16 protein-coding genes are annotated in these 19,951 nt (G+C 42.5%); 13 read left to right on the top strand and 3 right to left on the bottom strand.

The annotated features are described in order from the left end of the window. Window positions 1-24: 24 nt before the first annotated feature. The gene (gene lytR / locus MOB98_RS09505; protein WP_268360521.1) at window positions 25-945 is read right to left on the bottom strand and encodes a transcription antiterminator LytR; all 921 of its coding nucleotides are present in this window, start codon (window positions 943-945) and stop codon (window positions 25-27) included. A 212-nt stretch (window positions 946-1,157) separates the two neighbouring features. On the opposite strand from lytR, the gene MOB98_RS09510 reads away from it, so the two are divergent. The 13 genes from MOB98_RS09510 to MOB98_RS09570 all read left to right on the top strand — a co-directional run bounded on the left by MOB98_RS09510 (window position 1,158) and on the right by MOB98_RS09570 (window position 17,862). Then, window positions 1,158-1,481 (top strand): hypothetical protein, encoded by a 324-nt coding sequence (locus tag MOB98_RS09510; protein WP_151267904.1) that lies wholly within the window; start codon window positions 1,158-1,160, stop codon window positions 1,479-1,481. Between the two features lie 27 nt (window positions 1,482-1,508). Then, entirely contained in the window at window positions 1,509-3,662 is a 2,154-nt protein-coding gene (locus tag MOB98_RS09515) for a SpoIID/LytB domain-containing protein (protein ID WP_268360520.1), read from the top strand. An 88-nt stretch (window positions 3,663-3,750) separates the two neighbouring features. After that, window positions 3,751-5,238 (top strand): N-acetylmuramoyl-L-alanine amidase, encoded by a 1,488-nt coding sequence (locus tag MOB98_RS09520; protein WP_268360519.1) that lies wholly within the window; start codon window positions 3,751-3,753, stop codon window positions 5,236-5,238. Window positions 5,239-5,457: 219 nt separating this feature from the next. Continuing rightward, the gene (gene tarQ / locus MOB98_RS09525; RefSeq protein WP_268360518.1) at window positions 5,458-7,362 is read left to right on the top strand and encodes a (poly)ribitol-phosphate teichoic acid beta-D-glucosyltransferase TarQ; all 1,905 of its coding nucleotides are present in this window, start codon (window positions 5,458-5,460) and stop codon (window positions 7,360-7,362) included. A gap of 235 nt (window positions 7,363-7,597) precedes the next feature. Then, window positions 7,598-8,257 (top strand): sugar transferase, encoded by a 660-nt coding sequence (locus tag MOB98_RS09530; protein ID WP_268360517.1) that lies wholly within the window; start codon window positions 7,598-7,600, stop codon window positions 8,255-8,257. 55 nt (window positions 8,258-8,312) lie between these two features. Next, window positions 8,313-9,764 carry a teichuronic acid biosynthesis protein TuaB gene (tuaB, locus tag MOB98_RS09535; protein WP_268360516.1) on the top strand — a complete coding sequence of 484 codons (1,452 nt, stop codon included), beginning with the start codon at window positions 8,313-8,315 and terminating at the stop codon, window positions 9,762-9,764. Then, window positions 9,761-10,930, top strand: coding sequence for a teichuronic acid biosynthesis protein TuaC (gene tuaC, locus MOB98_RS09540; protein WP_268360515.1), 1,170 nt, complete (start codon window positions 9,761-9,763; stop codon window positions 10,928-10,930). The genes tuaB and tuaC overlap by 4 nt, the downstream gene beginning before the upstream one ends. 61 nt (window positions 10,931-10,991) lie before the next feature. Next, complete coding sequence (tuaD, locus tag MOB98_RS09545; protein ID WP_268360514.1) at window positions 10,992-12,377, top strand: UDP-glucose 6-dehydrogenase TuaD; 1,386 nt, start codon at window positions 10,992-10,994, stop codon at window positions 12,375-12,377. A gap of 84 nt (window positions 12,378-12,461) precedes the next feature. Continuing rightward, entirely contained in the window at window positions 12,462-13,928 is a 1,467-nt protein-coding gene (tuaE, locus tag MOB98_RS09550; RefSeq protein ID WP_268360513.1) for a teichuronic acid biosynthesis protein TuaE, read from the top strand. Window positions 13,929-13,956: 28 nt separating this feature from the next. After that, complete coding sequence (gene tuaF / locus MOB98_RS09555; RefSeq protein ID WP_268360512.1) at window positions 13,957-14,637, top strand: teichuronic acid biosynthesis protein TuaF; 681 nt, start codon at window positions 13,957-13,959, stop codon at window positions 14,635-14,637. Between the two features lie 23 nt (window positions 14,638-14,660). Next, the gene (tuaG, locus tag MOB98_RS09560) at window positions 14,661-15,419 is read left to right on the top strand and encodes a teichuronic acid biosynthesis protein TuaG (protein WP_268360511.1); all 759 of its coding nucleotides are present in this window, start codon (window positions 14,661-14,663) and stop codon (window positions 15,417-15,419) included. Between the two features lie 28 nt (window positions 15,420-15,447). After that, complete coding sequence (gene tuaH / locus MOB98_RS09565; protein WP_268360526.1) at window positions 15,448-16,641, top strand: teichuronic acid biosynthesis protein TuaH; 1,194 nt, start codon at window positions 15,448-15,450, stop codon at window positions 16,639-16,641. A gap of 144 nt (window positions 16,642-16,785) precedes the next feature. Continuing rightward, window positions 16,786-17,862, top strand: coding sequence for an MraY family glycosyltransferase (locus MOB98_RS09570; protein ID WP_268360510.1), 1,077 nt, complete (start codon window positions 16,786-16,788; stop codon window positions 17,860-17,862). A 70-nt stretch (window positions 17,863-17,932) separates the two neighbouring features. On the opposite strand, the gene tagV is transcribed toward MOB98_RS09570, so the two are convergent. Further along, window positions 17,933-19,120 (bottom strand): polyisoprenyl-teichoic acid--peptidoglycan teichoic acid transferase TagV, encoded by a 1,188-nt coding sequence (gene tagV / locus MOB98_RS09575; RefSeq protein ID WP_268360509.1) that lies wholly within the window; start codon window positions 19,118-19,120, stop codon window positions 17,933-17,935. After that, window positions 19,120-19,773, bottom strand: a complete 654-nt coding sequence (locus MOB98_RS09580) for a YigZ family protein (protein ID WP_268360508.1) — start codon at window positions 19,771-19,773, stop codon at window positions 19,120-19,122. The genes tagV and MOB98_RS09580 overlap by 1 nt, the downstream gene beginning before the upstream one ends. Window positions 19,774-19,951 lie beyond the last annotated feature (178 nt).

Genomic DNA, 19,951 nt, shown 5'->3' on the forward strand with positions numbered 1-19,951 from the left:
CATTGTGCGAAGCTTCTTTTTGTTTTACTTTTCGAGGCTTTCCTTCAGCTCTTTTGTGATATCTGAAAGTGCGCTTTCATCAGCTTGGTAATAGTAAATTCCATTGATTTTCGTGCCTGTGCCTTTCAGTTCGTGCTGTTTAATATTTTTGCGCGCGCCTTTGTAGTCAGACTGGATATCCCACATGTCATCAAAGGTCAAGTTCGTTTTCACATTATTTTCAACAACTTTAAACATATCTCCAAATTTCGTGATGGAAGAAATATTAGCGCCTTTATTAATAATACCCTGGATGACTTGACGCTGGCGGTCCTGACGGCCAAAATCGCCTCTTGGATCTTCTTTTCTCATCCGGGTATAGGCGAGTGCCTCTTTTCCGTTCAGCGTGATTTCTCCTTTGCCGAACGAATAACCGTCATAGCTGAATGCGAATGTGCTGTTAACTGTAATGCCGCCAAGTGTATCAACAACGTCTCTAAAGCTTTCCATGTTCACTTTTACGAAATAATCAACCGGAACATCGAGGAAGTTCTCAACCGTGTCGACTGTCATCTGGGTGCCACCGAATGCGTATGAATGGTTGATTTTATCCATTGTGCCTTTTCCGATAATTTTTGTATATGTGTCACGCGGAATGCTGACCATGTCAGTTGTATTCGTTTTCGGGTTAACAGTCATATAAATGAGCGTGTCGGCACGGCCTTTATCGCCGTCGCGTTCATCCACACCCATGATTAGCACGGAAAACGGGTCTTTTTTATTGATGTTGACCTCTGTATCCCTCTTTTTAGATTTATCAATACTTTCATGAATACTTGCCACGGTTGTAGCTGCTTTATGCCATAAGTAGTATGCATAGCCGCCTGTTCCGAGTACAAATACGGCCACAATAGCTAATATGACAAGTAACACCTTTCTTTTTTTCTTTCTTTTTTCAGCTCTCATAATAAAGTCCTCGCTTTTTTGTAATCTAGTACGATTATAAGTTTCTTAATATTTGAAAACAACTAAAATTTGTCTGATTCTTTACAATAGACGGCTGCTTGTAACAAATGTTTCGGTATTTTAAGAAAATCCGCAAAAATTTTTCGTTGTTTTGAAACAAATCTTAAAATAAGCTTAAAAATGTCGATAAAAAGAGGAGAGGTGATATAGGAATGAAAAAACTTGCTATTTTAATGTTCTCAATGCTGCTTCTTTTATCTGCGTGCGGAACAGCTGAGAACTCATCAGGTTCAGAAACAAATTCAGATAGCCAGGATGCGGCTGCTGAAGAGACTGTAACGAAGGAAGGCACGTTTGCCGGTTTGGCGGACAGCCATACGATTGCAGTCACTATTGATGGTGAAGAGACTTCGATTCAGGTTGGTTCAGACCTTCAGGACAAAATGAACAGCATTTCAGAAGGGCAAAAAGTTGTGGTCAAATATACAAAAGATTCAAATGGCGCATTAATGCTTAAGGATCTTGAAACGAAGTAATAAAAACTTCTTAGGGGGTTCAATGTTTTGAAAAAAATGAAGCTCTTGCTTCTATCGTCAGTTACAGCGGCAGCTCTTGCATGCCCGTCGTTAATGGAGTCTGCGAAAGCCGCTGATAAAACCATTTCGGTTAAGCTGAGTAATTATGTAGGCAGCAAGTCAAGCTTGGATGTCGATATCACAGGCGGCTATGAAATTCCCGGCTCGAGAATTGCGGATACAGAGCGATATGGAGGAGCTACCCGTTTTGATGTTGCCAATACTGTAGCTTCAGCCGGATGGACAAATCCGACGACAGTGGTCATTGTGAATCGAGACGCTTTTGCCGATGCGCTCTCAGCAACACCGCTTGCCAAAAAATACGATGCACCCATTTTGTTAACAGACGCGGATTCATTAACACCTAAAACAGAAAGCGAAATTGCTAAACTAAATCCTGACAATATTCTTATCATTGGCGGGACGATCAGTGTTTCTAAAAATGTAGAAAATACATTAAAAAAATATGGTTCTATCGATCGGATCGGCGGAGCTACCCGTTACGAGGTTTCTAAAAACATAGCCGACCGAATGGGGAATTACAGCCAGGCAGTAGTGGCTACAGGCATGGTCTTTACAGATGCCCTGTCAATCGCGCCATATGCTGCAATGAACGGTTATCCGATATTACTTGCGGGAGACAATAACATCCGCAGCGATTACAAAATTCCGAGCAAGGTTACGATTGTCGGCGGTCCGTTGAGTGTCAGCACTGGCGTGGAAGCGACGTTAAAAAAGCAGGCGACTGTGAAACGAATTGGCGGGGTTTCCCGATATGAGGTTTCAGCCAATATCGTAAAAGAATTAAATATGAAAGCAACAAAGGTATTCATGTCAAACGGCCAAACATTTGCGGACGCATTGACGGGGTCTGTGCTTGCAGCGAAGCAGGGCAGCCCTTTACTTCTGGTTGAATCTGGAAGTCTGCCATCGCCAGTTGCTGATATAGTGGCGTCAAAAGGAACTCAGTCATTTGCGCTGCTTGGAGGAAGCATTTCCATCAGTGACACGCTAAAGAACAAACTGGCAGATACCTTTGCAGGGACTGGCTATTCAGTCAAGTTATCAGGCGGAAACCTGGTGCTTTATAAAGGCAGCACTGCTATCAAAACGCTTGGAACTTCTTTCACAGCAAATCCTAAAAAATATGCAACGACAAATTCTATCAGTTTGAATGGAACGCCATATCTCGGAAACATGAAATTTACCATTGAGTCAGGCAAATATGTTCGTCCGATCAATGTGGACATACCTTTTGAAGATTATTTAAAGGGTGTTGTTCCTCATGAGATGCCGGCGAGCTGGCAAAAAGAAGCATTAAAAGCCCAGGCGGTTGCGGCCAGAACCTATTCCATTTCTTCTGCTGGAAAAGAAGTGAAAGATACGACAGCATTTCAAGTATACGGCGGTTATGATTGGAATTCGAAGACTTCAGACGTAGTAGAGGCTACAAAAGGAAAAGTGCTGAAATACAATGGCAATTTGATTTCAGCTACTTATTCATCAAGCAACGGCGGGTATACAGAAGCAAGCGGCGAGGTTTGGAGCAGCCAGCTTCCTTACTTAATCGCCAAAAAAGATACGTATGACCCGCAAATCAGCTGGTCTCTGTCATTAAATAAAACCCAGCTCGATAAAAACAGCTTGAATCTCAAAAGTCCGGGATCCTGGTGGAACTCAAAAAATGAAACAAACTCAGCCTATTTGAGCGGTTTGAAAAGCTGGTTTATTAAAAATAAATACAGCAGTGCCGAGTCTATCAAAATCACGAAAATATCCAGTGTGAAATTCAGCACGGAGAAAACGGCCGGTCAGCGGCCGGAAACAGCAAGCGTCACCTTCTCATATTTCGTGAAAGAAAAATCGAATGGCTATATTCTTTCAAGTGGCAGCCTGAGTGAAAAAACAGCAACTATTTCTGTGCCGACAACAGAGCTGAGGACAATGCTTGGCGCTTCGAATATGAAGAGTACATACGCTTCTGTCTCAAGCAATACAAATGCCTTTATCATTAGCGGTAAGGGATACGGACACGGCATAGGCATGAGCCAGTATGGAGCTAATGCCAGAGCAGCTGCCGGACAATCATATACAACGATTTTAAGTTTTTACTATCCGGGAACGACTCTATCAAGCTATTAAAAGATTGATAGAAGTCCAGGGAGGCGATACGCCTCCCTCGTTCGTTATTTGATGTATGAATCATTATCAATCTTTGGAGGGACTATCTTTGCGGATCTTTCTTAAAAGCATACCGATGCTGATATTAGGAGTCGTGCTATTTATACCAAATGCGTTTGCGGCCAACTCTGTGACAAGGCTGGATGGAGCAAGCAGATATGAGGTTGCTGTAAATGTTTCAAAACAAGGCTGGAGCAGTGCGAGCACAGTTGTTGTGGCGAATGGAACAGCATATGCCGATGTATTAACTGCCGCTCCGCTCGCTTATAAATACAATGCGCCGATTCTATTGACGGAATCATCTAAACTGACTACGCCGACTAAAGAAAGAATCAGCCAGCTTAAACCGAGCAAGGTCATCGTCATTGGCGGAACGATCAGTGTTTCTAACAACGTTGTAAGTGACATTAAAAAATTGGGTGTTTCCACTGTGGAACGAATCGGCGGAAGAAGCCGCTACGAAGTTGCTCAAAATATTTCCAAAAAATTATCTTCAAATTCAAAAGCAGTAATCGCAAATGGAACTGCATATGCTGACAGTCTGGCAATCGGTTCTTATGCTGCACGTAATGGCATTCCAATTCTTCTGACAACTGCAAGCTCCATTCCTGCACCAACGAAAAGTGCGATGAGCAGCAAAGGAACAACCTCGACTATTGTGGTCGGAGGAGAAATCAGTGTCTCTAAAAGTGTTTACAGCCAGCTTCCTTCGCCGACAAGAATCGGCGGAAACAGCCGTTTTGAAGTGGCAGCAAATATAGCAAAGAAGTACTATTCATCATCAAAAGCTGCATTTGTCAGCAATGGCTATCAATATGCAGATGCCTTAGCGGGTTCTGTGCTGGCAGCGAAGCAAAATCGTCCAATGCTTTTTACTGATGCCGGTTCACTGCCTACTGCAACAAGAACAGTCATCGGATCAAATAGCAAGAACACATTCACTGTACTTGGGGGAACCATTTCAGTTACTAACAATGTCGTGAACCAGCTGAAAAATGTCATTGTAGGCAAAAAGGTATTTGTAGATGCCGGACACGGGGGTTATGACAGCGGAGCGGTCGGTAATGGTTTGAAGGAGAAAGATGTTAACCTTGCCGTTGCTAAGCTTGTAAACAGCAAACTGTCTAACGGCGGAGCGATTCCGATTATGGCCAGATCTACCGATGTTTTCTTAGAGCTTTCTGAACGGGTTGCTAAAGCGAAAAGCAATAATGCAAACCTGTTTGTAAGTATTCATGCCAATTCAGCGAGCCCTGCTGCAACCGGTACTGAAACATACTATTATACAAAGTATGAGTCAGAAAACAGCAAACGGCTTGCGACAGAAATACAAAACAGACTCTATAAAGCGCTCAATACTCAAAACCGTGGTGTGAAAATCGGGAATTTCCATGTCATTAGAGAATCAACGATGCCGAGCAGTTTAGCGGAGCTGGCATTCATTTCAAATGCGAACGACGCAAGTAAGCTAAAGAGTGCTTTGTACCAAGAAAAAGCAGCTCAAGCAATATATGAAGGAATTATCGGCTATTATTAAGGAATAAATTAGTATACGTTAATAGCGGCTTGCCGGCAGAACCCATCAGAAATTGCCGGCAAGCTTTTTTATGCGATAAAATGAGAAAAATTTTTAAACAGTACATGCTATGTAAAAGTTTAACAAGATTTAAGGTTTGGCCTATTCTTATTGACAGATGTTTTTGATATAATTATCTGGCAAAAATATAACCGATCCATTAGGGTAGTGAGGTAATCGATGAAAATAAGCATTGTTATCCCTGTATATAATTCAGAAGATCTTATTTCCGAATGTCTTGACAGCTTAGTTAATCAAACGATGCCAAAAGAGGATTATGAGATTATATGTGTTGATGATAAATCTACGGATTCATCTCTAGACATTTTGAATCAATATAAAAAGAAACATGATAATATTGTTGTTGTTGAAAGAACGGTAAATTCAGGCGGACCAGGTGCCCCGCGGAATGATGCAATAAAAATGGCCAAGGGTGAATACATCCTGTTTGTTGATTCCGATGATTATCTGGGCAATGAAGCATTGTTAAGGTGGTACAATTTCTCAAAAGAGAATGAATCAGATATTACCTTAGGAAAGTTAAAAGGGATAAACGGCCGAGGTGTTCCAAAATCAATGTTTAAGGAAACGAATCCGGATGTTGATTTGGTTGATTCCAAAATTGTATTCACATTGGGACCTCAAAAACTGTTTAAAGCCTCACTTTTAAAAGAAAATCAAATCACCTTCCCTACTCACATAAAAGCAGCGGAAGATCAAGTTTTCACAATGAACGCTTATTTGAAAGCAAAGAAGATTTCTGTTTCAGCTGACTATGATTATTACTATCTGGTCAAAAGAGACGGCGAACATATGAGTGTTGCTTATGTTCCTCCAGAGAACTTTTATGGAGCAATGGAGGATATTATCTCTGCTATCAAGGCAAGTGATCTGGAAGAAGCGAGAAAAATTAAGCTGATGGCCGTATTTTTAAACAGGCATTTTGATTTTTCCCGGACAAAAAATGTCACGATTAAAATGAAAACCGATGAAGAAAGAGCTGAATGGTTTAAATACTTGTCATCATTTATTCATGCAGTGCCTGAAGAGGCTGATCAATTTGTGCTTCCGCATATTAAATTGCGGCTGCTGTTTATCCGGAATAATGATTTGCAAGGATTAACCCAGTATGAGCGGGAGGAACAGGACATTAAAAAGTTCTGTACTGTACATAATGGGGAGTTAATTGCACGTTATCCGAGCTTAGAGCAATATCCAATTTCTGAAGAACTATTAAAAGTAAATTATAAAAATAAGCTTGAACATTACTTGCAGAATATTGAATTTAGCGATAACAGCCTCAGCATTCAAGGAACCATTAAACACAAATTGGTCAATGATGAATTGAATAATAATCAATCTCTGACGGGAGTATTTGTTCATCGCGATACAAAGGCGGAAAAGTACATTTCACCGGCTTCATTTGAACATTCAACATTTACATTTGAGTGCAAGTTTGATGAACTTGCATCTGCTGAAGAAGATTTAGGCGTATGGGATTTCTTTATCGAATCAACAATAGGCGGCTATAAATTAAGGGCAAGAATAGGAAACAAGCGTGCTGCGTACAAGTATTCAACAAAAACGATGTATTTAGGGCATAACGCTTTGTTTGTTTTCAGCGCCAGACCATATTTCACAATGAACTATGATAATCTTTCGATTGATATCAAAAAGCATGCTTACACAGAAGCTGAACTTTCTTATGAAACAGAATCAAAAGATTTATCATTTATATTTAAAGATAAACAAATCTGTTTGCCGAATGAATCAAGACTCATTGTGAATACCGGACAGTCTGAAATCTCATTACCGGTAAAACGAATTGATATAGAGCCTCATTGTACGAAACTGACAGTCAACGTGCAGAGCTTGCTTGAACAGCTAGCTCATGTAAAGAAAGAGCGATTAATTGAATTTGCGATCAACACTTCTCAAAATAAAATCAGTGCGAAAGTGGATAACCAAGCCATTATTCTGGGCACAAAAAGCGTAGAACGAAAATCTATGTTATTCTTCAGTAAAATGGTTGAGGTTCAATACAAGCTGTTAACGTCTAAATCAAAATTTTATTTTCAATATTAAATGCTTCGCAGCGCAAAAGAGACAAATCTGGAAAATGGTTTGTCTCTTTTTTTATACAATATGCTTAATTATTAAAAAAAGTGTCTAAAACAATAAAAAGTTTACGATTAAATGTCAGAAAAAATAACAAATTCACACTTCTTAACATACCATTTACATCCAATTAACATCTGTCTGCTAAACTGACTGGCATAGGTCATCATAACATCCCAAACAAATCGTGAGGTGTGTGTCAGTGAGTGCAGAGAAAAGCATGAATGTGAGTCGTGAATTCTCAGTTCAGCAAATAAATTCTTTTACATTATCTGAAAAGACGGCTCGTTATTTGGCAGTAAAGCGCGTAATGGATATTTGGTTTGCGCTCATTGGATTGGCGATTGCGCTGCCAATGATTGCGGTATTTTCAATATTGATTTGTTTGGAGACGCCGGGGCCTGCCATTTATACGCAGGAACGCGTAGGGAAAGGCGGGAAACCATTTAAGCTTTATAAGCTACGTTCCATGAAAATAGATGCCGAGAAGTCTGGGGCGGTTTGGGCGCAGAAGCAAGATCCGCGGGTGACCAGGATCGGAGCTTTTATCAGAAGAACGAGAATTGACGAGCTTCCTCAGCTGTTTAATGTGCTGAAAGGCGATATGAGCATGATTGGCCCTCGTCCGGAACGTCCTGTGTTTACGGAAAAATTCCAAAATGAAATTCCAGGCTTTACACAGCGTCTGGCTGTTAAACCGGGATTGAGCGGCTGGGCTCAGGTGAACGGCGGTTACGATATGACGCCGAAGGAAAAGCTGATATTTGATTTATATTACATTCGCAATCTGACTTTCACTTTAGAATTAAAAATTATGTTAAAAACTTGTAAAGTTGTTTGGACAGGTGATGGTGCAAGATAAAACTGAATGTCTGGATTCACCATCAATCTGAGCTTAAAAAAAAGTAGGGAATATGATGCCAAGTATTACAAAACAAATCATAAGCGGTGCAAAGTGGACAAGTATTTCAACCATGTGTATTACAATCATACAAATCGTTCAGTTTGCCCTGCTAGGAAATATGATGACCTTAACGGAATTTGGACTCGTCGGCATGATCACAACAGTTACAGTATTCGCCCAGATTGTGCTTGATATGGGTTTTGGCGCAGCGCTGATTCAGAAAGATGATGCGACGGAGCGCCAGCTGTCAACATTGTATTGGCTTAATATTATGACCGGCGTGCTGCTGTTTGTTCTTTTATATGTGAGCAGCCCCGTCATTGCGGGATTTTATCAAAGGGAAGAGCTGGTGTTTCTGATTCGGATTTTGGCGATTATGTTTTTGATCGCGCCAATCGGACAGCAGTATCAGTATATGCTGCAAAAGCAGCTTCATTTTAATACGTTAAGTAAAATTGAGATTTTTTCAAATGTATTGTCCTTCGGATATTTAGCGATAGCGGTTTTTATGATGGATGCAATTTTGGCATACGTCATTTCTCAAGTGCTTCTGCAGTCCAGTAAAGGGATTTTATATTGGGCCGTATACCGGAAAAAATGGCATCCCGCTCTTGTTTTTGACTTGAGGGGCATGAAGGGGTTCTTTTCCTTTGGAGCCTTTCAGCTTTCATCCCGCCTTGTGAACAGGCTGGGCGCGAATATCGATATGATTTTGATCGGCCGGTTTATCGGTGCTGAAGCGCTGGGGATTTATAACCTTGCTTACCAGATTGTCACCATTCCAGTTTTAAAGATCAATCCGATTGTCACACGGGTGGCATTCCCTGTCTTCGCAAAAAACAAATATGAAAACAGCGTGATCAGAGAAGGCTTTCTGAATATGACAAAAATGCTGGCGCTCGTCTCGTTTCCGCTGTTAATCGGGCTCGTGTCTGTGTCAGACGCCTTTGTCGCAGCGGTTTTCGGAGAAAAATGGCTTGCTGCTGTTCCGGTCCTCAATGTTCTCGCCATTGTCGGAATACTAAGAGTGCTCATGAATCCAAATGGATCTGTGCTTCTTGCTAAAGGCAGGGCGGACTTAGCGTTTTATTGGGATTCCGGCGTGCTGCTGCTGTACGGCTTGTCACTGTTTGCAGCTGTGCAAACAGGAAATCTGCAGACCGTCGCATGGGTGTACGCCATCATCAGCGTTTTCAATTTTATGATCGGGCGCTGGCTCCTGGCATATGTCATCAAGCTTAACCTGTTGGCTTATTTCCAGTCTATAATGAAGCCGTTTCTGATTACTGCCGCGATGGGCATCATTGCGTTTGGTGTAAGCCTGGGGACGGAACACTTCAGCCTGCAGGCAGAAATGAGGCTGGCCATTTCAGTTGCGGCCGGGGCGCTGTGCTATCTCTTTCTTTTGGTAAAAGCGTACCCTCAAACGAAAAGCAAACTACTAAGAAAAGGACGTTTGTCATGAAGATTTTGTGGATCACAAGCGTATACCCGAGCAGTCTGAAACCCGGTGAGGGTGTGTTTCATGAGACACAGGTGCAAGAACTGCAAAAACTCGGGATTGATATCACCGTGATATGCCCAAGGCCTTTTCATTCGGCGCCTGTCCGTATGCTGAAAAAGGCGTATCGAAAAAAGGATGCCAGACCGGAGTATGAGATTAGGAAGGGGATACCGGTTTATCGGCCTTTCTATCGAGCAGTTCCCGGCCAGCTGAAGTGGGCGCAGCCCCACCGGAGAATCGCATCAGCCGTTTTAAAAACAATGAAACAGCGCGATTTACATCCGGATCTGATCCATGCGCATTTTGCCATGCCATCAGGCGGGGCAGCGGCAGTCGTGTCGGAAACAGCGCGAATTCCTTATGTCCTGACCTTGCATGGCAGTGATGTAAATGTCTATCCGCACTACAGCAAAGGGGCATTTAAGGCCTTCAATCGTGCGGTAGGCTCCGCATCAGCTGTTTTAGCAGTCAGCCACAAACTTCAGGAAGAAACGAAAAAGCTTTCCGGCTTTGACAGCTCGGTTTTGCCGATTGGCATACAGCTCAGCCGTTTTCAGGAGAATGAGGAAACGAAAGAAGAAATCAGAAAAAGACTCGGACTCCCGCTCGATCAGCGTCTGGCTGTCTTTGTGGGCCGGCTTGTCAGGGAGAAAGGCATTTTTGAACTGTCTGAAGCGATCGAATCGCTGAAGGAACCTCCTACGGCAGTCTTTGTCGGAGACGGTCCCGCAAAATCAATGATAATGCAGAAGGGGCATATCGTCACAGGCCAAGTGCCGAATCATAAGGTAAGAGACTATTTGCTTGCGGCAGACCTATTCGTGCTTCCTTCTTACAGTGAGGGGATGCCGACTGTCGTAATTGAGGCGCTGGCGCTAAGAGTCCCTGTCATCTGTACAGATGTTGGCGGAGTGGCATCTTTATTCGGAAAGCATCAGCACCTGCTGATTAAACCGAAATCCGCGCAAGCCTTGGCGGAAGCGATCACTCTGTACGAACATGAGCAAATATGGAAACCGGAAGTAGCAGATGATTTGTATGAGACCGTGCAGGCTCAATTTGATGCCGGAAAAAATGCCAAGGCCTTGCATCATCAGTATCTGACGGTCATGAAAACGTCCGTTTAATCGTAAGTAACTGCGACCAATATAAATAGGAAGATCATTTTACAGGAGAGGGATGAGCGCTGTGAAAAAAATAGCTGTAATTGGAACAGGTTATGTAGGACTCGTATCAGGCACTTGCTTTGCGGAGATCGGCAATAAAGTTGTTTGCTGTGATATTGATGAATCAAAAATCACAAGTCTGAAAAATGGAGTAATCCCGATCTATGAGCCAGGGCTTTCAGACTTAGTTGAAAAAAATGTGCTGGATCAGCGTTTGTCCTTTACGAACGATATTCCATCCGCCATTCGGGCATCCGACATTATTTATATTGCTGTCGGAACCCCGATGTCCAAAACAGGTGAAGCTGATTTAACGTACGTCAAAGCGGCAGCGAAAACAATCGGTGAGCATCTCAACGGCTATAAAATTATTGTAAATAAAAGCACAGTTCCGGTCGGAACGGGAAAACTGGTTCAATCGATCGTTCAGAAAGCTTCAAAAGGAAGATACTCATTCGATGTTGTATCTAATCCTGAATTCCTTCGGGAGGGCTCAGCGATTCATGACACGATGAATATGGAGCGCGCCGTGATTGGCTCAACCAGTCATAAAGCCGCTGCCATCATTGAGGATCTGCACCAGCCTTTCCATGCTCCTGTCATTAAAACAAACTTAGAAAGTGCAGAAATGATTAAATACGCCGCGAATGCATTTCTGGCGACAAAGATTTCCTTTATCAACGATATCGCAAACATTTGTGAGCGAGTCGGCGCAGACGTTTCAAAAGTTGCTGATGGCGTTGGGCTTGACAGCCGTATCGGCAGAAAGTTTCTAAAAGCGGGTATTGGGTTTGGCGGCTCCTGTTTTCCTAAGGATACAACCGCACTGCTTCAAATTGCAAAATCTGCCGGCTATCCATTTAAGCTCATCGAAGCTGTGATTGAAACGAACGAAAAGCAGCGCGTTCACATTGTAGATAAACTCTTAACTGTTATGGGAAGCATCAAAGGAAGAACCATTTCCGTTCTCGGATTGGCCTTCAAGCCGAATACAAACGATGTGAGATCCGCTCCAGCTCTTGATATTATTCCGATGCTGCAGCAGCTGGGCGCCCATGTAAAAGCATATGATCCGATTGCTATTCCTGAAGCTTCAGCGATTCTAGGCGAACAGATCGAGTATTGCACAGATGTGTATGCTGCGATTGAGGACACTGATGCATGCCTGATTTTAACAGATTGGCCGGAAGTGAAGGAAATGGAGCTTGTAAAAGTGAAAACCCTCTTGAAGCAGCCAATCATTATCGATGGCAGAAATTTATTTTCACTTGAAGAGATGCAGGCCGCCGGATACATTTATCATTCCATCGGCCGTCCTGCTGTTCGTGGAACGGAACCCTCTGACAAGTATTTTCCGGGCTTGCCGCTCGAGGAACTCGCTAAAGACTTGGGGAGCGTCAATTTATAAATAGAAAAGTGTTGCTTGGTTGAAGCTGCCGGCTGCTTAGGCTCGGCCGCCGGCTCCTGAAACATCAGGAAAGGGGTTAAACATGTGAGTATCAAACGTTCAGCGGTCCATACGCTTACGTTACTGGCCGCTGCCATATTTGGAGTCGTCCTACTGCTGGGCGCCATCCGTACAGACACAGGTTTCATGCAGATGGCTGCCGTGCTTGCGGTGCTGGCAATTGGTTTGTTTGCGCTGACGCTTGCAACCGCATTTACAACGAAAGAACGGCTCTTTATGGCTGTCATTTATATTTTGATCGCCTGCACTTTTTTAAATAATGCATTCTTTGCCATTCATCTCGGATTTTTCAGTTTGTTCCTTTACAGGCTACTGCTCATTGCAGCGGGATGCCTCCATGTCATCGGTATGGTTCGGAATCGAACACATATTGAAAGATGGAACGGGCTGCAAGTGAAAGGGATTTTACTCTTTTTCGCCTTTTGGTTTATATACGGTCTTGTTTCACTGCTGTGGGCAAAATCAGTGACAGCCGGCATCAAATATTTGGCCTTATTGGCAATGGGAATCTTCTTCGTTTACCTCATTGTCATGTACGTGCAAAAAATGGAGCGGCTGATGATTGTTTATTCCATTTGGCTGGTGATGACAATACTTCTGATGATCATTGGTTTTTACAATCATATCACCCATCATCATCTTCCGAGTTCAACGCTTTACACTGGACCGGAATATAAGCAGCATTATCCGACATCGGTCTTTTTTAATCAAAATGACTTTGCGACATTTTTATCCATCAGCTTCTTTTTGTACATCGCATTGGTGAAAAACATAAAGAATGGATACATCAAGGCGATTGGCCTTTTTCTTTCGGTCTGTGCGTTGTATTTAATTTTTGCTACCGGTTCAAGAGCCAGCCTTCTGGGGATTTTTGCGGGCGCTGCTGTCTACATCTTTATTGTATTGCCGCCTGTTTTAAAGAAAATCGCCATCTGGCTGTCTGCAGCGGGAATCACCATTTTTGCAGTTCTTTTCGCCAGCCGAATTTATTCAAAGTTTTGGGAGCTGTTTCTGGCCCCGCAAACGCTGCATTCATTTCATGAAACGCTGCCGTCAAATGTGGCCCGGGCCAATCTGCTGAAAAACGCATGGCACTTTTTCCTTGATTCATACGGATTCGGAGTCGGAGCAGGGAATGTATCCTATTACCTTGAGCATCATGCGTTATATGATACTGACAACGTCACAGAAGTGCACAATTGGCTTGTTGAAATTCTTTCTAACTTTGGCTTGTTCATCATGCTTGGATATCTGGCTGTTTATGCCTACCTTATCTGGGTGCTTTACAAATTTTATGAAAGAAAATTGGGAAATCAGTCAAAACTGATCACAGAAGGGCTTATCACGGCTCTGGTCAGTTTCCTGGTATCCAGTATCAGCCCAAGCTCTGTTTCAAATTTATTTTTCCACTGGGTGTTTCTTGCGCTCGTCATCGCCGCTGTGAATGTGTTAAGGCGATCCAGACAGGTGCCTGAACCGATGTACAGATAAACAGACTACAAAAAGCAGGGAGACTTATATGAACGATATATTGATAAGAATAGCCCGGCGCGTGAAAAAAAATATCATTTGGATTATAGCAGTGCCAATTATATTAGGTGCGGCGGGGTATATCCTGCCGTCGCAGATTGCTGATCAAAAAAGTTTTGTAGCTGAAGACACTTTGGCTGTGGGGAGCTATGATCATCCGGTTTATAACAGCACAGAGGAGATTCCGCTTCTGCTGAAGAGCGACTCTTTTTTGAAGGAGGCGCTTCCTGATGAGAAGGATGAAAATTTGGCAGAAATCAAAGAGAAGCTTACCATCAAAACGGAATCCAAATCGTTACTGACTTTAAGCTATAGCGACGAGGATAAGGATAGAACGGAATCCGTCTTAAATGCTATTTCCTCCGCCTTTCTCAAAAACGATCAAAAGCTCTATTCAGAAAGAGAAGCCGTCATCCGCAGCAGCATAGACGCGCTTGAAGGTGAGACGGTTAGCGAGGATTCCAAGGTGGATAAAGAGAGATTTTTGTATGAGCTGAAGAACACGAAGCTTAACTTGAAACCGGCCAGTGTCACTGATTCTGAAACCGTAAGTGAGGCGGCAGGCGGCGGAATGTCTCCAAAAAAGAAAGCGGTTCTTGGCGTTATGATCGGCCTCACGATCGCCTTTATGTTTGTTGTCATTCCTGAATTTTTCAGGGAATCCTTTTAAAATCATATGATGGAGATGTGATCATGACCAATTGGAAACCTCTCGTATCTGTCATTACGCCTTCTTATAATGCGCGTGACTATATTGAAGACACGATTCATTCAGTGTTAGATCAGAGCCACTCTCATTGGGAAATGATTATCGTGGATGATTGCTCAACGGATGGCACACGCGACATTTTACAGCAATATGAAAAAATAGATGAAAGAATTCATGTCGTGTATCTGGAAGAAAACAGCGGAGCAGCGGTTGCTCGAAACAAAGCATTGGAGCGCGCTCAAGGACGTTATGTCGCATTTTTGGACAGTGATGACAAATGGAAAAAAGACAAACTGGAAAAGCAGCTTGATTTTATGATGGAGCGTTCCTGTGCGTTTTCTTTCACAGGCTACAGCCTAATGGCCCAAGACGGGACTCCGCTTGATAAGTTTATTCATGCCCCGGAAAGTCTGACGTACGATGACGCTCTGAAAAACACGATTATCGGCTGTTTGACGGTGATGATTGACAGGGAGCAAACGGGACAGATCCAAATGCCGAATATCAGAACGAGACAGGACTTAGCCACATGGCTGTCTCTTTTGAAAAAGGGATTTACCGCCTATGGAATGAATGAATGCCTGGCTGAATATCGGCTTGTAGATAACTCGATATCCAGCAACAAATGGAAGGCCGCAAAAAAAACGTGGTTTGTTTACAGGGAGATTGAGCGGCTTCATTTGATCAAAGCCACATGGTGTTTTGTACAATATGCGAAAAATGCGGTGAAAAAAAGATTATAGCCGCAAACAGAGAGAAAAGGTGATGAAGGTGGAAACAAAAGAAACAATGATTCATGTCATCGTTGCCACTGCTGAATGGGGAAAAGACCAATTGAGATACAGAAGGCACCGGCTGGCGGAGTTTTTAGCCGATCAGGAAGAAACGAAGGAAGTCATTTGGGTGTGCCCGGCTCCGCGCCCCCAAGAAAGTGAATTCCAGCAGGTTCGTTCAGGCATCAGGCAATTCGCGGTCAAAGACCTGCTGCAGAAAAAAATGTTTCGCTTCGGACGATATACAGATGTCTTTTACAGGCGCAAGCTCTCCCCTTTACTTGATGAGCTGAAAACTGCTTCTGCAAACGGTGAACGCTGCTGTTTGTGGTACACGTTCCCTGGGTTCCCGCTGTTGTCTTCGCTGTATCCCTGGGATCAGGTTATTTATGATTGCAGTGACTTATGGGCAGCGCCGATCAGCGGCCGTTCAAATCTGCTGTCTGAATTCCGGCGAAAAGTCATTAAATCGGCGGAGATAAGAATTATACATCGTGCAGATTCCATTACCTGTTCATCGGATTATCTTCACAAAGAAGTAGACAAAAAACTGACCGCAGGACGAGAAAAGGTTCATACTGTCGAGAACGGGGTTGAATTTGAGCTGTTTTCTGCAAATAAGAAAGCTCCTGATCGCAGTATATTACAGGGAAGAGAAGGAACAGTATTAGGCTTTATCGGTGGGATTAAACCTAAGCTCGATTTTAAAATGATTGAAGAAGCTGCATTACAAAAGCCTGATTGGACATTTTTATGGGTTGGTCCGGATGCCACCAACGGAGATGCCTCGTTTCAAGAGCTACTGAGGCTTCCCAATGTCATATGGACCGGCCCGGCGGATCCAAAGGAAGTTCCGCATTATATGGAGCTTATCGATATCGGCATGATGCCATATAAAAATTCACCGTATAATCAAGCCGTGTTTCCGCTGAAACTATTTGAATTTTTAGCGGCAGGAAAGCCTGTTGTCGGCTCTAATCTTCCGTCAACATCAAAAATGAAAAAGCCGTATATATACGAATATGTAGAAGGCGATGATCCGATTGATTTTATAGCCGCGTGCGAAAAAGTCCTCGCCCAAAACGGAGATGAAAGGTATAAAGAAATGCGCCGAAACATTGCCCGCGCGCAAGATTGGAACTGCTTATTTAAACAAATCATGAAGTATACAGGGATTCAAAAACATGCGTAGTCCTATAAATTGGGATGCGCGTTTTTTGATTATACGTGTTTCTTTTTGATGAAGCTTGTTATAATAACTAAGGAGAAGGTATAATGGAAGGAACGGTTCTCTATCTAAATAAAGACTTCATTTAATTCCAAAGGAGACTTCTTTATGCTTGACGAACGCATGATTCGCATTGTTGTTGCGTTTATTGTCTCGCTGCTTACAGTTTTAATCATAACCCCAATCGTAAAAAGGATTGCGATTAAAATAGGTGCAGTTGATCAGCCCAGCAATCGAAAAGTACATGACAAAATTATGCCCCGGATGGGCGGGCTGGCCATATTTATCGGGGTGGTTGCAGGCGTGCTTGCATCCGGTATTTACACAGAAACAAGAATGACGGCTATTACAGTCGGAGCATTCATCATTATTGTGTTAGGAATTCTTGATGATAAATATCAATTAAGTGCAAAAGTTAAGTTTTTGATTCAATTAGGTGTTGCCATTATGATTGTAAGCACCGGCTTAAAAATGGACTTTTTCTCAGTACCTTTTTTAACAGAACGATTTGAGTTAGGGTGGATGGCTTATCCGCTGACAGTATTATGGATTGTCGGGATTACAAACGCAATTAACCTGATTGACGGATTGGATGGCCTTGCCGCCGGTCTCTCTGTTATCGGCCTGTCAACAATCGCCGTCATGGCGCTATCCGGCGGAAAAATACTGATTCTGTCCCTCTCATTGGTTGTAATCGCCAGTACGCTGGGATTTTTGTTTTACAACTTTCATCCAGCAAAAATCTTTATGGGTGATACAGGATCACTTTTTTTAGGGTATAGTATTTCAATTCTTTCATTATTAGGACTGTATAAAAGCGTAACATTATTCAGTATCGTTATTCCGATTATTATTTTAGGCGTGCCAATTTTTGATACAACATTTGCTATTATCAGGAGAATATTAAACAAACAGCCGATTTCGGCGCCGGATAAGTCCCATATTCACCACAGACTGATGGCCTTTGGCCTTTCACATCGGATGTCGGTCATTGTGATTTATCTGATTGGATTTATTTTCAGCATAAGTGCAATTGTGCTCAAAAGTGCCACAATTTGGCTCTCTTTGTTTATTATCTTCATTTTAATTATTTTTATGCAGATCATTGCAGAAGTGACAGGACTTGTGAATGAAAAATTCAAGCCGTTTACGAAATTCTATAAACGGCTGTTAAAAAGGAATTAAAAACTCCGGCTGAGTGGCCGGAGTTTTTTCGTTACAAAAATGCCCGATCCTCTAAAGGACCGGGCATTTTTTAATAGGATGAATCAGTTGTTGAATTTGTTGTGCCGTTTGAGCTTGTGCTGCTGTCATTCGAATAGCTGCTTCCGCTCGTCGTACCGTCAGTTGTTGTGCTTTCATCTGTGCCGGTGCTGTCGGAACTGCTTGAACTGTCCGTTCCGTATGTTGAACTTCCGGTACCGGTAGTGTCAGTGCTGCTGGTATCTGGAGTATAAGCTAAATGCTCTTGGAGCGTTTGTCTGACTTTCTCCAGATTTGTTGCATCCGGTTCAAAATAATACGTGTTGTTTGGCCCTAAATACAAATCAGAACCTGTAATGCTCAAGGTGTCGATTTTTTTGCTGGTAAAGCCGCTGTAAATCTGTTGAAGCGCTAAACCTTCTGTAATGCGAATATTGGTTTCAACGTTTTCGCTCGCTTTTTCTGCGATTTTATCAATCTTAGCAATATTGCTTGCACTTGACATTCGGTCAATCAGCGCGTTTAAGATTTGTTTCTGTCTGTCATTACGGCCAAAGTCGCCGCGTTTATCCTGTTTTCTCATACGGGCATACGCCAAGGCTTCCTCGCCGTTTAGATGCATCTCGCCTTTTTTGAAGTAAATCCGTTTGCTTTCGTCTACGTCACTTTTTTCATCAAAATCGAAAGGCACATCTACATCAATGCCGCCGACTTCATTAATCACATCTTTAAATCCGTCAAAATCAACTGTGACATATTTATCAATCGGGATTTGCAAGAAGTTTTCAACGGTTTCAACTGTCTCATCTTTTCCGCCTTTGCTGTAAGCGGCATTAATCTTTGTTTTGCTTCCAGTTGTGTCACTGGCTAATTGCACCCGTGTATCACGTGGAATACTCAGCATTTTCATGGTTTTATTTTTGGGATCAAGGGTAACTACAATAAGAGAGTCTGATCTCCCTTTTTGTCCTTTTGTCGCGTAATCCTCTATTCCCATAAATAAAATAGAAAACGGTTTTTTCTTCATGTCTACCACTTCGCTGCGAAGATTTGATTTATTTCCGCGGGAAAGAGCATCGTACGAATCATCCGCAGCGTTAATGGTTTTATATAGTTTATATCCTCCAAGCCCTACGACTACCAATAATGCAAGGGCGAATAATAACATCATTCTTTTTAAAATTTTCCTGCGTTTGCTCTTTTTCTTTTTTCGCACACGCACTCTAACGCGTTCAGCCATTATTCAGTCTCCTTTATGTGATTGACGGCTTTTTCAAGATACGTCAACTCTCCCTCTTTAATATCACTTTTTCCATTTGTCAGTTCTGTCATCCATTCAGAAAATGCGCCAGTATCTTTTTCTTCCACATATGTTTCGAATTCAACATTTTCCGCATAATGGATTTGTTTTAACAGAAATTGTGATTCCCTTAATTCATTTTCTATCTTGCCAAGCCAAGTGTAATCTGCGGAAGTATGCATGACGCGCATGAGCTTCCGTTCTACAACACCTATATGATTTAATCCTTCAGACACTGATTTCCCATAAGCGCGAATTAATCCGCCGGCCCCAAGTTTAATGCCTCCGAAATATCGTGTAACGACGGCGCAGGTATCCTTAAGACCGCGTTTTCTTAATACTTCGAGCATCGGCACTCCCGCTGTACCGCTTGGTTCTCCATCATCATTGGCTTTTTGGATATGATCGTTCTCGCCAATTACGTAAGCCGAGCAATTATGAGTCGCATTCCAGTGCTGTTTCTTTATTTTCTGTATAAATTCCTGTGCCTCTTGTTCTGTAGAAACACGGCTTAAATGACAGATAAAACGCGATTTTTCTATAACAATCTCGTGTTCTCCTGCTTCTTTCACAGTAAAATAGCTGTGCAGCATGCTTGCTGACCCTCCTGCTAAGCATAAAAGACTGCCCATACAAATTCGTACAGTCTTTAGAATTTTTGTGCGTATTTTGGTATCATAAAGAATAGAAGGTATATAAAAATGTTTATTTCTAGAATATACGCATTCTTTCATTATAATTCGACACAATTTGCAGATCAATTACATTTAT

Source organism: Bacillus sp. N13C7 (genome assembly GCF_026790065.1).
Lineage (GTDB): Bacteria > Bacillota > Bacilli > Bacillales > Bacillaceae > Bacillus.